Origin of the sequence: Herbaspirillum sp. RV1423 (assembly GCF_000577615.1) — a bacterium.
Taxonomy (GTDB): domain Bacteria; phylum Pseudomonadota; class Gammaproteobacteria; order Burkholderiales; family Burkholderiaceae_D; genus Herbaspirillum.
Map to the genome: position 1 here is coordinate 13,625 of NZ_CBXX010000052.1, position 13,441 is coordinate 27,065.

Annotated in this window: 14 protein-coding genes; 6 read left to right on the top strand and 8 right to left on the bottom strand. The window is 50.0% G+C overall.

The window, feature by feature from the left end:
• Window positions 1-123 precede the first annotated feature (123 nt).
• Window positions 124-414 carry an MbcA/ParS/Xre antitoxin family protein gene (locus RV1423_RS26355; RefSeq protein ID WP_051516977.1) on the bottom strand — a complete coding sequence of 97 codons (291 nt, stop codon included), beginning with the start codon at window positions 412-414 and terminating at the stop codon, window positions 124-126.
• Window positions 415-546: 132 nt separating this feature from the next.
• Between RV1423_RS26355 and RV1423_RS26360 the strand changes: the two genes are divergently transcribed.
• Window positions 547-753: a hypothetical protein gene (locus RV1423_RS26360; RefSeq protein ID WP_155835312.1), complete on the top strand. Its 207-nt coding sequence runs from the start codon at window positions 547-549 to the stop codon at window positions 751-753.
• A 48-nt stretch (window positions 754-801) separates the two neighbouring features.
• Here the strand turns inward: RV1423_RS26360 and RV1423_RS26365 are convergent, their stop codons facing one another.
• From RV1423_RS26365 to RV1423_RS30205, 5 genes are all read right to left on the bottom strand, one after another.
• The gene (locus RV1423_RS26365; RefSeq protein WP_034303511.1) at window positions 802-2,349 is read right to left on the bottom strand and encodes a hypothetical protein; all 1,548 of its coding nucleotides are present in this window, start codon (window positions 2,347-2,349) and stop codon (window positions 802-804) included.
• A gap of 118 nt (window positions 2,350-2,467) precedes the next feature.
• A complete protein-coding gene (locus RV1423_RS26370; RefSeq protein WP_034303514.1) occupies window positions 2,468-3,412 on the bottom strand; it encodes a hypothetical protein in 945 nt (314 codons plus the stop codon).
• A gap of 125 nt (window positions 3,413-3,537) precedes the next feature.
• Window positions 3,538-4,299 (bottom strand): ImmA/IrrE family metallo-endopeptidase, encoded by a 762-nt coding sequence (locus tag RV1423_RS29470; protein ID WP_081769025.1) that lies wholly within the window; start codon window positions 4,297-4,299, stop codon window positions 3,538-3,540.
• Entirely contained in the window at window positions 4,289-4,714 is a 426-nt protein-coding gene (locus RV1423_RS26375; RefSeq protein WP_034303517.1) for a hypothetical protein, read from the bottom strand. The genes RV1423_RS29470 and RV1423_RS26375 overlap by 11 nt, the downstream gene beginning before the upstream one ends.
• Window positions 4,711-5,343 carry a hypothetical protein gene (locus RV1423_RS30205; protein ID WP_155835313.1) on the bottom strand — a complete coding sequence of 211 codons (633 nt, stop codon included), beginning with the start codon at window positions 5,341-5,343 and terminating at the stop codon, window positions 4,711-4,713. Before RV1423_RS30205 ends, RV1423_RS26375 begins: the two co-directional genes overlap by 4 nt.
• 232 nt (window positions 5,344-5,575) lie before the next feature.
• On the opposite strand from RV1423_RS30205, the gene RV1423_RS26390 reads away from it, so the two are divergent.
• From RV1423_RS26390 to RV1423_RS26410, 5 genes are all read left to right on the top strand, one after another.
• A complete protein-coding gene (locus RV1423_RS26390) occupies window positions 5,576-6,826 on the top strand; it encodes a nucleotidyltransferase (RefSeq protein WP_231502517.1) in 1,251 nt (416 codons plus the stop codon).
• 197 nt (window positions 6,827-7,023) lie between these two features.
• A complete protein-coding gene (locus RV1423_RS30725; protein WP_231502518.1) occupies window positions 7,024-7,290 on the top strand; it encodes a hypothetical protein in 267 nt (88 codons plus the stop codon).
• A gap of 28 nt (window positions 7,291-7,318) precedes the next feature.
• Window positions 7,319-8,095 carry a hypothetical protein gene (locus RV1423_RS26400; protein WP_155835314.1) on the top strand — a complete coding sequence of 259 codons (777 nt, stop codon included), beginning with the start codon at window positions 7,319-7,321 and terminating at the stop codon, window positions 8,093-8,095.
• 79 nt (window positions 8,096-8,174) lie between these two features.
• Window positions 8,175-9,236 carry a hypothetical protein gene (locus RV1423_RS26405; protein ID WP_034303526.1) on the top strand — a complete coding sequence of 354 codons (1,062 nt, stop codon included), beginning with the start codon at window positions 8,175-8,177 and terminating at the stop codon, window positions 9,234-9,236.
• Window positions 9,237-9,356: 120 nt separating this feature from the next.
• Window positions 9,357-10,514: a radical SAM protein gene (locus RV1423_RS26410; RefSeq protein WP_081769026.1), complete on the top strand. Its 1,158-nt coding sequence runs from the start codon at window positions 9,357-9,359 to the stop codon at window positions 10,512-10,514.
• Window positions 10,515-10,878: 364 nt separating this feature from the next.
• Here RV1423_RS26410 and istB read toward each other — a convergent pair whose 3' ends face one another.
• Both istB and istA read right to left on the bottom strand, forming a co-directional pair.
• Window positions 10,879-11,667, bottom strand: a complete 789-nt coding sequence (istB, locus tag RV1423_RS26415) for an IS21-like element helper ATPase IstB (RefSeq protein ID WP_034303530.1) — start codon at window positions 11,665-11,667, stop codon at window positions 10,879-10,881.
• 8 nt (window positions 11,668-11,675) lie between these two features.
• On the bottom strand, window positions 11,676-13,196 hold the full coding sequence (gene istA, locus RV1423_RS26420; protein ID WP_034303531.1) for an IS21 family transposase: 1,521 nt from the start codon (window positions 13,194-13,196) through the stop codon (window positions 11,676-11,678).
• Window positions 13,197-13,441: the final 245 nt, after the last annotated feature.

Genomic DNA, 13,441 nt, shown 5'->3' on the forward strand with positions numbered 1-13,441 from the left:
GTCCATCTATAATTAATGACGCTTTAATGCATGGAGTAAGCGTCATAGGCTGGCTGACGATATAAATTTGAGAACCTAAATTTTAGGTTTGTTATGGTGATTTAAAATTTCAGCTTTAGATAATTATGCGTAGGCGCCGCTTTGCATTTGCGAAATTAAGGAAAAGATAATTGCTTGGCCTTCCTTATTATTCATTAGCGAGGCCGGCTTCCGCCCCCCTAGTGCTGGGTTCGGATTAACGATCCATTCTCTGACCCACATCCGGGCATCAAACTTTTCAGGATTTCCTGATTCAGCGACAATCAATTCGACCAATTTGGTCAAGCGATCTACTGCAGAACGTTGGCGTGCATTTTGTGTGCCCCGGGACTGTTTTGAGAAAGCTGTCCCGATCTTACTTAATTTGCTTGCCATGAGCATATTCCACTGACTGATTAATGCTCTACAGATACCCGAAATCCCGCATCGGAACAAGATTCCCGTAACGTCTCACCATTTACTTCATCTAGATGCTTTGCTAGCATCGATCAGATCTAGGGAGGTGGAATGAATACCATGACTAAACGCGATCTCATGAAACTACGAGACACTCTGCTGGCTGAGCGGGCTGATGGTAAGCCGCGCACGGTAATCAAAATGATATCCAAGCGTGTTCCCGCCGTGACCCCAGCAGATCGAAAAGCGATGGAAGAAGCGGCTAGAGACCCTTCCATCCGGCGCCAATACCCCGTTCTTAAACTTGAAGAATGGTAGTGGCGCTGACGTAATGTGTCACTCAATCAGCCATTTTCCTATAAATACTCAAGACTTGAGGCTTGCCGCAATCTGATCTAAAACGTCCGTCGTCTTCTTGACCAAGTAATCCGGCGCTTTGCCGGACATGCCCCACTTTGCAAGATGTTGCTCGAACGCGAATGAACTTGTCGCTGGGTCGGCATCCAATAACTTCGCCCGCTCTAATGCCTCGACAAGACCAATGCTACCGATTGCCACCTGCGCGACCAACTGCTCAAATTCATCGATAGTCAAAAAGTACATATTTTCGATCGGAATTCGTTTATCTCCAGACGGATCAGCTTGTGCCTCTACTACCGCTCTACCAACTGAGTCTGCAAGCGCCCGGCCGTTGCCTATGTTCATTTGCGCATAGGTCACCGCGATCAGATAGACACGATCCCTGGGCTTAAAGACTACATCCGTACTATTCAGAAGCGCCAAGTCTGTGAAGACGCTGTTGGCTTGTTTGACGGCTTTCAGCAATGACGTATCAAGAAGCTTGGCGAGCTCTTCGGCGTCGTGGGTTACTGTGCCGCGATAGTTCATTTCAGCGGCCTTTGCATCTACAAATACATGAGCATCGCCGTCTGCGATAAGAAAATCAACAAGGTTGCGTCCTTGCTTTGCCCCAAGGAGCTGCTTAAGTTCATTTTCAGTACGAAATTCGAGGCCACTATATTTCACCGCCAGGTGTACATAGTTCTCAAATATCGCTCCAAAGTGCCCCATGAAATCCTGGACATGATAATTACGCAGCGTGCTGTACACAAAATTGCCGAGACAATTTTCCAGCAGATAGGGGTCGATAACGATGTAGTCGCCGTCTCCAGAAGGGATCAGCGGAGTTTGAATCAGGGGGGTCTGCTCGGTATATTCGGATGCTGATCGTGGCATACGGCCGTCCTCGATCATTTTCGCGTCACGTGCGAGCAGCGTTTTCCGTATGCTCAAAATGGGAGCAGACAGGAGGCCGAGGAATAGATTAATGTCCGCTCCGCCACCGTCCTGTAATTCGGAGAACCATCTGGCTCCGATACGATGTCGGGCCTGGTCATCGGTCGAAAAACCGGTATGAAATGCCTGAGCTAAATAGAGAAATCGATTCAAGGACATTCCCGTTACCGTGCGAAAGGCAAGCGAAATATAATGTGCCTCATCCAATCCCCCGAAGTAAAGCATTTGCCGGCTCATCAGCGTAATCGGAGAGCGCCGCTGATATAGAACCTGCTGGAATACCATCGCACGAATAAATATCGTGACGGAGTCATGTTCCGACGGCATTCTCACTTTATTTGCAAGGTTGACTATCTGTTGCAGCAAATTTGTTGCTTGATCGGCCGTTGGGGTTGGTCTATTGCGATCAGAGAATTTCTCATCCACCAAAATCCACTTGATCAACAACATCACACACCATGGATAGCGTTTGAGGTAGTCGAGAGGCTTTGCAGCTGGCTGATGCAGATACTGCAAGCACATTTGAATTAACCCAATAGGGTCGTATGTTCGCAGCTTATTGCGAATCGTTTTGTACGCCTCGTAGTAAAGTGTTTCAGAGAACCGTTCACTGCGCATATATTGTTTTTATCTCGTAAGCATTTTTAAAATGGCTACTCCCCCCTTCCTGTTACTTCTCACCTTTCAGATCAATACCATCAGAACTTGCCGAGTTCTTTATCAATACTTGGGAAATTTATAGTTCATCCGATTCACGGACCCACTTATCCATCGACTCACAGATTTCGTCCCAATAATTATGTAATGCCGGAATGTTCGCGGTTGTAACCCATGGTTCGTCAAGCGCTTCCAGCACATTGAATTGCGGGGTTGGGACTACCGACCCAAAAACGGTATCGTAAAAGAAATGAGATGATAAATAGTTCGTTACACGCACGATCTGAGCAAGTGCTTCATCTATATCGTTATATGTCACCGCCGGTATAGCATCTGTTCCTTCCGCAATCCGCTCCGCGTGCGCCACTCGCTTATCCGCCATTGTGCAAACAGATTTAATTGCAGAATGGTTAAGTTGCGTTTGGAGCTTCTCTATAACATCCGGTCGAATTTTGTCGGTTCGCTTACGTTTAGCGGATCCGGCCGAGAACTTGTCGAAAGCCGAATGCATGATCTCAGACGTGGCCCAGGCGTCCGGCCCACTTGTTGGCAACCAGCCGACATGCGGCCCTTGACTCAAGTTCAACGATGCAATATATCGTTGGCGGGCCGCATCAATGTCGTACGGTAATCCGTCATAGCAGACGTAAAACTCACGCGTCAGGAGCTCCGGACGCTTTTCTATCTGTACGATGACATTCCACAAAGAATCGGTGTCTGCGTGGTGATCGACCAGACAACGAATGCCCAAAGTCATGAGATTCGCATAGCCGGCCGTAATGAGCTCCCACATCGCACCGTTGACTGAACGTGCCGGCTCCAATCTGCGTGCTTCGTTCAATGTGCGGAAAACTGCAGTATGCCAAGCGAGATCATGCACTTGGTTCATCACAGAGGTCGCTGAATCGCCACGCATGTAATCGAGGCATTTACGACGAAAAATTCTATATTCGTTCAGCATCGCATGCCGAACTTGCGGTACGTCACATTTTTCGACCGTGTATGCGTATTCTTCTATGGCCATTCTGTTATTTATCTCCTAATCTTGTGCCAGCTAGATAACATGACGATCGGCTTTTGCGTCATGCAAAGCAGCTTAGGATGTAAATTTCCCACCTATTGGCGCAGTTTTCATTGCAGCGCAACAACTTACTCGAGAAATGTAATTAGCGACAAGACGTTGTCATCAGGTAGTTTGACGGACTGACTTTGTACTGTCAGGCGATAGGTGTTCTGACCTCGAACCCACCGATCGGCAGATTCTTTTTTTGGACGACTCATACCTGCCTTTTTGGTGAATGCGATCTCAAAAGCATCCGTATCTTGATGTAGCTGACCAACGATTGAATAATCGAAAGGGAATTTTAGGCTTCGCTCTCGCCATAGCAAACGGCTTTGATTGTGACACATCACACTTGATTGACCAGAAGCTCGTCTAACGAGTTTTATTGCAGCCGCAGTCAGACTGGTATTGAAGTCTTTCGCCAAGTTTGCCGCGAGTCCCAGGGTAATTGCTTGTGAGCCGATCCATGAATCTACCAAATATGAAGGCAAGATGAGCTGGCTTGCAAATGCGTTTGCCGATGCTTCAACATTTCTCGCCTCCGCATTTTGCGGGCCGATATCTTCTTTTGCACACAAAAATCCACGGCCCCGGTCACAGAGCCAATGAGCGAGTTCATGTCCGAGCGAAAACCGTTGACGTCCCTCAATGCTGGCGCTGCTCACGCTTATAACCGCGCTGTCACCGTACGCGACAAGTCTTGCTTCGCATCCACCTAAAGGCCTATACACCACATTGGCGCCATGTCGGCTAGCAATCGCATCTAAATCAATATGTTCTGCTTTCGTGACGCCATGATCCCAAAGAATTCTTTCGGCACGCGACATTTTTGAGATATCAATTGTCATCGTCTGGCCGTATGGCATTCAATCTCACAAGATCGTCGTATAAGGTTTCCCAATCAGAATCGGTCTGTTTTTTTCCTTCTCTGAAAGCCAGGCCCAATGATCGCTCTTCCGCGCCTAACTGCTGAGCAGTTTCAAATAGATGCAAGATTATCTTTTTTATTTCTACAAGAGGTGGCCTATGATTTTTAGAAATAGATTCTTTGGCGATGGATTTAGGGCGTTGAGATTGTTGTTGCCGAATAGCCTGCGCAGCAGTTTCCCGCAAGCTCTCCCCAACTAGTCTAGATATTTCTTGAAGATTTTCACCGTCTCTTCCGAGCTCTTCGGCCAACTCTGCATCTGATAACCTCAGCAGATCTTCCAATGCGGCTTCCCGAAGTGCGATGAAGTCGGCACTATGTTTGGGATGAGTCATTGCACTCTCCGATTGCCAAATAATTTCTCTATTTTTCGACGAAGCCGGCGCTGTGCGCTTTCATACGTGGTCTGCGACATCTCTCCCATCTCACGAATTTCTGCGGCAGAACAACCATCTTTGTAGCCCATTAAGATCCATTGAATATCTGAATCATTCTTAAACGCGTCATTGATGACACGAAGATCTTCATCTTGCCTCGCCTCTAATTCTCGCCTAGCCTGAGCCTCTTCCAATTCGACCTCTGGGCTATTTGCGTGAAGTTGGTAATCGCGCGATAGCACTTCGTCGACTGACAAAGTATCCGTCGCCAGTGTTTCCAGCGCGCGCTTGTGCTTGCTTTCGTACGAGTTCCGCGAGTCTCCAGCGATGCCTTTCATGGTTTCAATTAAATAAGCCATGAACGGGACTCGGATTGGCCAACGTCGCCCTCTACCATCAGCACCATTCATTGTCCGAAAAATAGCTTCATTCAACAAATCCATAGAACAAGCATAAGCCGATCCAGGTAAATAAATAGAGGCGACCTTTTTTAGACGAGCTTTATCGATATCGGACAAAGCTTCAATTGCCGATCTGACATCATCATTGGTCGCAAATTCTGTAATCCCTGATGGGGACAAATCCATCCCTATCTCCCTATCTTCTATTTATTAATGCGATCCAACTTGTGAAACCGGACAAAGAATTTTTGTCCGGTTTCACAAACTCGTCCGCATACTTATTTGAGGGGAAGCAACTTAAGCAAATAAAGATTTCCAAGCAGAAAATCTTAGCCAGCAAATTGTTAGTAAATTTTTACAATTAACCATAATACATCTGCCCAGCAATTTGCGGGCTTCCCTAAAGAAAAGGAACAAGATGCAACCCCATCTTTCCAATGCTATGCCGCTTCAACGTACCTTTTCCAATCGGTCTTCGGATTACTTTGTCCGAATGATCGAGGATATTGGACGTGCTCTCGAACCAACGGAAACACAATTAGCTTTACTTGAGCGCTCTTATAAAAGTACGGGAGAGTTCTTGGTCAACTGCGCCGAATTCGACGGCCTGCTTGTTGAAATCCACCCACAAGGGTCACGCGAATTGGGAACAATAACGCGCCCAGTAAATCCAGATCGAACAGGTTTCGACATCGATCTGGTGGCCAGATTTGACACAACTGCCTATACCAAATATGGATATCCAGATGGCCCAACCCGCCTGTTAAGGGATTTATTCGCCGCTCTGCAGAAATACGCCGATCGACATGGGCTCACCCTTAAACGCTGGGACCGCTGCGCCACACTGGAGTACTCAGATGGAATGTGTGCAGATATCGCACCTATTATTGATATGCCCAGCTTGATTGCTGTTCATGGAGATTTACACGGCTGGATCCCTGACCGCCAACTCAAACGATATCAACCGACAAATCCGCGAGGTTACAATCGCGAGTTCAACAGAATAGCGACGATTTCGCCAATTTTTACCGGTTCTGCACGGTTGGTTGTCGCGATGGATTCGATCAGTGAAAAACGGGCTGAAATCAAGCCATTGTCAAATCCTGACGATGTCTTCGGACGTCTGCTCTGCCGCTTCATTCAAGTCCTTAAACTTCATCGGGACGTTGCGTTTAATGGTTCAGACATTGCCCCGTCCTCGGTCTTCCTAACTACTTTAACCGCAGCTGCCTACGAACAACTGGCGCCGCAGCCCCATACAAATCCCCTGGATTTACTGTCTCACATCGTGGGTGACATGCCTCACCATTTTTCAGCAAGTCGAGATTGGGGGGGCGAAGAATGGACTATCGACAATCCCACAGCACCCGGCGACAACCTCGCAAGTTCTATGAATACCAGTGAGCGTCAACAAGCCTTTACGCAATGGCATAGCATGCTTGAAGATGACTTGAACGAGCTGTTCGATTCCATTGAATCCCAAGCTGGGATTGATCAAGTCGCCCGTAAAATCGAATCTGCATTTGGCGCTAAAGCATCGAAGTCCGTGCAAACGGCACAGTTAGAGCGACAAGCTACGGCACGCAGTGCCGGCAAAGCGCCATTGTTTACTGCTGCGGGTATCCTGGTACCCAGCACTGCACGCGCGCATACATTCTTCGGAGATTAACGATGGTTCACGTACCAATTCGAACTCCGAATCTGGCCGTCAGGGCGACGGATCTGAAAGCTATGGCGTTACCCGGCGCTACATGCACCCTGTACTCAGGAAAAGGGCTTATATACCGCTTTGGTATCGCTCCGTCTCCGGCGTCTCGCGTCTATGAGTGCGAATTACATGTAAAGCCGGGGAAGGAGTCACCGGATATGATTGTCATTTCTCCGGATCTGAAAGAACTCGCCGGCGCTCGCCAACTGCCGCATACGTACACCCACGACGGGAAAGGGACGAAGCTATGTCTTTGGCGGCCCAGATACGGGGAGTGGCGACCATCGATGAAGCTCAGTGAAACATATGTGCCTTGGACAGCTGAATGGCTTCTTTATTTTGAACACTGGCTTGCAATCGACGAGTGGGCTGGGGGCGGCGAGCATCCGTCCAATGAAAATAGCAAACCGTTAACTGAACATTGAAAATAGCGACATATTCCCCGGAGTGACAATGCCATCTCAAGCACCAAAAGTTGATCCAATTAGAGACCGATTTTTTTCTCCATTGGAGACGGTCGAAGCTTGGAGTTCAAGCTTCTTCCTCTTGAGCGTTCTTTTTAGCCTGGGAACTGCATTCTTCGACGAACCGTCCCAGAAGACTCTTAATAACATCGCTCAATGGGGCCAGGTTGTCACCGTTTTAGTCCTGTTTGTACTTGATCTTTTTATTAGATTACATCTGGCTCCTCGAGCCCAAGATGCGCGAGCAAAAGACTTTCTCACAAAAGCGTATGGAGCGCCGCTGATCAGCCAACAGACATCAGGTTACTACAACCACGCGCAGACCGGCCCCACAAGACGACTCGCAGCGCAGCTCTTTGAAAATAGTCTTTTCACCAAAGAGATTGTGGGCAAGATGGTAAAAAATGCCAGTGTAATAACATGTATTTACGTCATTGTTTGGATTACGGCCGTAACCAACAGGGACGTACCTCTTTCATGGATCGCTTTGTGCGCCCAATTGATATTTGGCGAGCAAATTTTGGCAAGATGGCTTCGCATGTGGTGGTTGTGGCGTCGTTGCGAGGAAATCTACAATCAAATGCGCCTTTTATACATAGACGACCAGAATTCTCCTCGTTTTGCCGTAATAGCACTCGATGCATATACAAAATACGAGTCAAGCAAGGCCCTGGCTGGCATCACTTTGTCGTCCAAAGTTTTTGAGCAGCTCAATCCTTCACTTTCTACCGAATGGGATCGACATCGGGCGGAATTTAACATCTAACTTCTGAATGATTTGAAACTGCGCGCATATCTGCTGTTATTCAATCCGCCACAATCATATAACTGGGCACAAAAGACAAATGTTGATCACAAAGATGAAAGGTTTTTCCAACCCTACTATCGCAATCTTTCCTTTTGCTTGGTATGAAAATGGTGATCTATGGAGAATGTGGGCTCTCAAATTACAAGCTGACGGTATATTGAAATGGGAGCGCCATTACATTGATAGCGGCGACGGCCACGCAAAATCGGAGGTTTATCAAGCCTTTAAAGAAGCCAATGCTGCTGCCAATGAATTCAATAGAACCATTCGCGAAAGAGTGGCTTCGTTAAACTTGGATGATGATCTAAAGCTTTCTATTTCTCTTAAAGCAGAGAAAAATGTCATCGCTGAGAAAAGACTCGCACAAGAAGAACAGCTAATGCTCAATGAAGCAATCAAACGCAGCAAAAGTTTCCAGAAACCAAGTATTGAAAGCTTGGTTTTGCCTAAAAGAGATGGTGAAAAGTATAGAGATGGTCTCTATCAATGCTTATGTGAGTCGCCAAAAATCCAAATAGTTCAACTACCGAAGCATCACGTATCATTAAGACGCAAAGGTGATTTTGATTGGTCTACGTCTATCAATACAAATTCCAAGACAGGCATGTACTGTTTCCGCGAGAGGATTGCAAGCGCCTTTGATATGTCAGGCGTTGAACATTGGGGAGAGACGAAAGCCAAAATCAGAGATTTACTTTTACCGCGTGCCAATAAATTACTGCAAATCTCAAGTGTTCAAAGAATGCTTGATGAGGCATTGGCAAGAGGCCAGTATGTCATCGTCATCGGGAGCTTTGTGTTTTGGTATGAGCAAGGTAAAGAGGTTGGTTGGACAGTAAAAAGTGTTGGCAGCGCGTCCGGTGGCAAAGAGGGAGAAACTTTGTGGAAAGAAGGAAAAATTATCTCCAAGAACCATGGACGTATTGTTGTCCTCCCTTACATAAAAGAGAACGGGGAGTTAGTTCAAGGCCATACAAAGAATTCATCCAAGGATGGAAAAGCACTGCCTCGCCACCCGGACTATTACCTGGAGTTGCCCTTTGAAGTACTGGACGGAGACCTCATGATTGGCCTGTTCGGCGAATTACCTTACGAATAGTGAGCAAAAAATCTAAGATAAAGTCACTTAGCGATATCTGATGACATCAATGCTGGCGCCAAATAATTTTTTAGCGACCTACAGACGAAACTAAAACCAGAAAAATGATATTAGAAGAACATGCAAAGAAAAATATTCTTATCGCATAACGCCTGTCTGAATGCTAGCTACGATCTCAACGTATTGAAAGCAGGCTTTATAAAAGCAGACCATATTATCGTTAGCACCCCTGAAGAAGCAGATGAAATAATCTTCTCAGGCTGTTCTGTTCGTGACATATGGGTCACAGATGCAGTTAATCAGATCGATGCGATGCATCTGCGTGCTCCTTCCGCAAAGATTACCGTGACGGGATGCGTAGCAAATGCAAGTGCAGATAGCGTGAGCAGTATGTCCCTTGCAAAAGAGCTTAACTTCCTTTCGCACAAAGAAATCTTGACCTCACACACCGGCCTTGATTTTGACGAAGTGGATCAAGCCACTTCACAAGATTCCAGCCTTAACTTTGAGGGTACTGACATCGGTCTCGCGGCCCTTCGACAACGTGTTGGCCCAGAGAAAGCGGCCGCCGTCGCAAAATTACAAGAGGTTGATCGGGAATTTGACACTGATCTGGAACGACTATACAAGCGCACGACTAAAGGCTTTGTTTTCTATAACGAAGAACGCGGTGCCGTTCTGATTACAGTTACTCGTAGCTGCCTTTACAAATGCAGCTTCTGCAATATTCCAAAAGGGCGTGGAGAATTCACGTCTGTTTCATTGGATGCCATTCTCAAAAAGGCAAAAGAAGGAATCGATCGCGGCATCCGGCATTTAATTCTTGTCGGTGATGAGATTGGAAATTACGGCTTGGACACCAAGATCGGCCTTAGATTTTCGGATTTACTCACTTCGCTTATCAATCTTCATCCGGAGCTTAGATTATCAATTCGATATATCGAGCCCAAGCCATTCCTGAAAAATGCAGTTTTGCTTAAAGAACTATCATTGCAAGGTAGGTTGGAATTGCTATACGTCTCTCTGCAAAGCGGCTCGCAACGTATTTTGACCGAAATGAACCGCGGTTATAACATCAACAAAGTCACGGAGGCTTATGCCTCATTTAGGGAAACGACAGATACAATTTTCTACTGCAACTGGATGGTCGGCTTCCCTGGAGAGACCGAAGAAGATTTTGCTCAAACCATTGCACTCGTGAAACGCCTGGATCTTCACATCAACGTCGCTATTCCCTTCTCTGTTCGCCCCGGCACCCCTGTGAATTACCGGCATTAAGACGCCACCCGTTTTCGGCGTAATGGCGCCACTTGGACCAATCAAATCAGGGGCTCAAACTGGGGTGCAAGGATGCGCGATTTTGCATGATTTTGCAATAGCGGTTTTTGCGGTAATCGGGGGTATTTTGGAGGTGCGTTTTTTAACGCGGGAGGCGTGAGTCGCCGCCGTGTTGCCAAACCAAAGCGGCAACGCAACGGCGAAGAATCAAAGTGCCATGCAGCGGGCTTCGCCGGGGGCCTGGCGAAGTTCGGCGGTAGGAGCCGGGGCGGTAGCCCTTGCCGGACGGTTTTATGTCCGGCAACTCCGTAGCCCGCCGAAAGCATGGCGCGTACCGCAGGCAGCGGCATTCAGAGGAACGGCATCACGGCACCTGGATCTTGCCTCCCTTCACGACCGGTGGCGTGAATTTCTCCGACGCCGGTTCCAGGCTGCGGTAACTCTCTCCGTCGAGCACCACGCGATAAGCGCCATGACGCAAGCGGTCCAGCGTGGCGGCACCGAGCATCTTGTTCGCGGGGAACGCGGCGCCCCATTCGCTGAAGTCAAGATTCGATGTCAGAATCGTTGCGGTGCGTTCATAGCGCTCGGCGATCAGGTCGTGGAAGTCTTCGTCTTCGGGCGAGCGCAGCGGCTTGAGCCCGAAATCGTCAATCACGAGTAGCGCGACTTTCGCCAGATACTGGAAGCGCCGGTCGTAATTCCCCATCGCCTGCGCGGTGCGCAGGCTGTTCATGAGTTGCGTTTGCGTGATGAACAGCACGTCATAGCCCTGACGCGCGGCCGCGTGCCCCAATGCCTGCGCCAGGTGGCTCTTGCCGGTCCCGCAGGGGCCGGCAATCAGCACGGCCACTTTCTCTTCGATGAAACGGCAGGTCGCCAGATCATGAACCGCCGCGCGGTTTAGTCCGGGCAGGCGGTCGAAGTCGAAACCTTCGAGCGTCTTCTGGTTGCGGAAGTTGGCGCGCCGCATGCGCAGGTCGAGCTTCTTCTGATCGCGCCGGGCGACCTCGTCATGGATCAGCAGGCTCAGGAATTCGGTGAATGCGAGCTTGCGATCGATTGCTTCGCGGTTGCGCGCTTCGAGCGAATCGAGGATGCCGGACAGGCGTAATTGTTTGAGCAACGGGGTGAGTTCAGGAATTGGATGCATGATGGTTCTCATTGAAGAATGGTTTGAGTGTCGCGGTAGAAGCGGCCGCCTTCGGTATAGGTGCTGGCCAAGGCATCGAAGGCCGCTAGCATGGTTTGCTGATCGAGTCCTTTCTCCAGAATGCTCTTGACCACCTTGTAGCCGGGCGTGCCGTAGTGGTTGGCGCGCGAGCAGGCCGCCTCCAGTCGGGTCGCGCCGTATTTGTTCTTGAGCCGCAGTACGCCCTGGACCGCGCGCATGCGGATCAGAACGGCGTCGCCGAACAGCGCATGCACCAGGGCATGGCAGGCTGGGCCGATGCGCTCCGCCTCCTTCAAGCACCATTGCGTATCCTGCAGTTGCCAGGCCTGCGCCGCCGCCGGCATGTGATCGTGCACCGTCTTGCGCTCCCCGCGCCGCGTCAGTCGCACGTGGGTGGCGACGCTCTCCTGCTCGCGATACAGCGTCACCATGGTGTCGGAAGCCTTCAACCAAAGCGCATGGCCGACCAGCCGGAACGGCACCGAATAATAGTTGTAGTCGTACTGGACATGGGCATCGCGGTGGACCTTGACCTTGGCCCAGGTAGCGAGTTGCGGCGGCACATCGGGCAAGGCGATCAGCAGGCTTCGTTCCACGTCGGCGAACCGTTTGAGCGGGGCCTCGCGAGTGGTGCCGTGGATGCGGTTGCCCGCCTGCGTCATCACCCATTCGTGCAACTGCCGGTTGGCATCGGCCAGGTCACGAAACTCGCGCAGCGGCAGGAAACTGCCCTTGATGTATTTGACGCCCGACTCGACGATGCCTTTCTTCTGCGGATCGCGCGGCGGACACGGATCGATTCGAAAGCCATATCCTTCGGCGCATTCGCCATAGGCGCGCTGCACTTCCGGCTCGTACACGCAGGCCCGCGTGATCGCGCATTTAGCGTTGTCGATGATCACGCGCGCGACGCTGCCGCCGAACCATTCGAAGGCGTGGCGATGGCAGCCCAGCCAGGTAGCGACGGACTGGTCGCGCACGAACTCGGCGTATTGATGGCGCGACCACGCCAACGTGAGTACGAAGAACCAGGTTTTAAAAATCTCCCCGGTGTGCACGTCGGTGATCAAAGGGCCGGCGCCGAAATCGACTTGGGCCGCCTCTGCCGGTTTGAACGTCAGCCGCATCGGCACTTCCGGCACGTCGTCGACGACGAGTTGATGGAGAAAGCGATTCACGGCGGAGTAGCTGCCGGTGTAGCCATGATTGCGCACCAGCGTGGCGTGGATGGTCGTGCCCTGAATGCCGGCGGCATACCAATTGCCGATTTGCGCGCGCCATGGCTCCAACGTCGAGATGCAGGTGGCGGGCAGCGCCTCCTTGCGCATCAGCGCCGAGGCCAGAACGGCATCTTCGGGTAGCGCGCTGTCGGGGGCAAGCCAACCGCGCGCGTTCGCTATCTCGCGAACCTGCGCGATCTTCTTGCGCCCCATGGTCTTGGACCGGGCAATCTCCCGGTCGGAATCTCCCTGGCGCATGCGCACCAAGGTTTGTCGGTACTGATACATCTCGAACCTCCGTTTAGTCACGGCCTCTCCCGGCAAAATGCCGGGAGTCTAGCCGATCAATGAAAGTTCGAGCCCCTGATAAGAAATGGCAAAGTGGCGTCTTAACGCCGCAAATGGCGTGGCGCCATTACGCCGATTACGGAGTGGCTCCTTTACGCCGCAAATCCGGTGGCGCCATTACGCCGACAATCTGGTGGCGCCTTAACGCCGATTACGGAATGGCTCCTTAACGGCGAAAATTCACA

Bases quoted from the DNA above. Each gene is read 5' to 3' on its own strand.
- RV1423_RS26355 (WP_051516977.1), bottom strand. From the start codon at position 414: ATGGCAAGCAAATTAAGTAAGATCGGGACAGCTTTCTCAAAACAGTCC.
- RV1423_RS26360 (WP_155835312.1), top strand. From the start codon at position 547: ATGAATACCATGACTAAACGCGATCTCATGAAACTACGAGACACTCTG.
- RV1423_RS26365 (WP_034303511.1), bottom strand. From the start codon at position 2,349: ATGCGCAGTGAACGGTTCTCTGAAACACTTTACTACGAGGCGTACAAA.
- RV1423_RS26370 (WP_034303514.1), bottom strand. From the start codon at position 3,412: ATGGCCATAGAAGAATACGCATACACGGTCGAAAAATGTGACGTACCG.
- RV1423_RS29470 (WP_081769025.1), bottom strand. From the start codon at position 4,299: ATGACAATTGATATCTCAAAAATGTCGCGTGCCGAAAGAATTCTTTGG.
- RV1423_RS26375 (WP_034303517.1), bottom strand. From the start codon at position 4,714: ATGACTCATCCCAAACATAGTGCCGACTTCATCGCACTTCGGGAAGCC.
- RV1423_RS30205 (WP_155835313.1), bottom strand. From the start codon at position 5,343: ATGGATTTGTCCCCATCAGGGATTACAGAATTTGCGACCAATGATGAT.
- RV1423_RS26390 (WP_231502517.1), top strand. From the start codon at position 5,576: ATGCAACCCCATCTTTCCAATGCTATGCCGCTTCAACGTACCTTTTCC.
- RV1423_RS30725 (WP_231502518.1), top strand. From the start codon at position 7,024: ATGATTGTCATTTCTCCGGATCTGAAAGAACTCGCCGGCGCTCGCCAA.
- RV1423_RS26400 (WP_155835314.1), top strand. From the start codon at position 7,319: ATGCCATCTCAAGCACCAAAAGTTGATCCAATTAGAGACCGATTTTTT.
- RV1423_RS26405 (WP_034303526.1), top strand. From the start codon at position 8,175: ATGTTGATCACAAAGATGAAAGGTTTTTCCAACCCTACTATCGCAATC.
- RV1423_RS26410 (WP_081769026.1), top strand. From the start codon at position 9,357: ATGCAAAGAAAAATATTCTTATCGCATAACGCCTGTCTGAATGCTAGC.
- istB (WP_034303530.1), bottom strand. From the start codon at position 11,667: ATGCATCCAATTCCTGAACTCACCCCGTTGCTCAAACAATTACGCCTG.
- istA (WP_034303531.1), bottom strand. From the start codon at position 13,196: ATGTATCAGTACCGACAAACCTTGGTGCGCATGCGCCAGGGAGATTCC.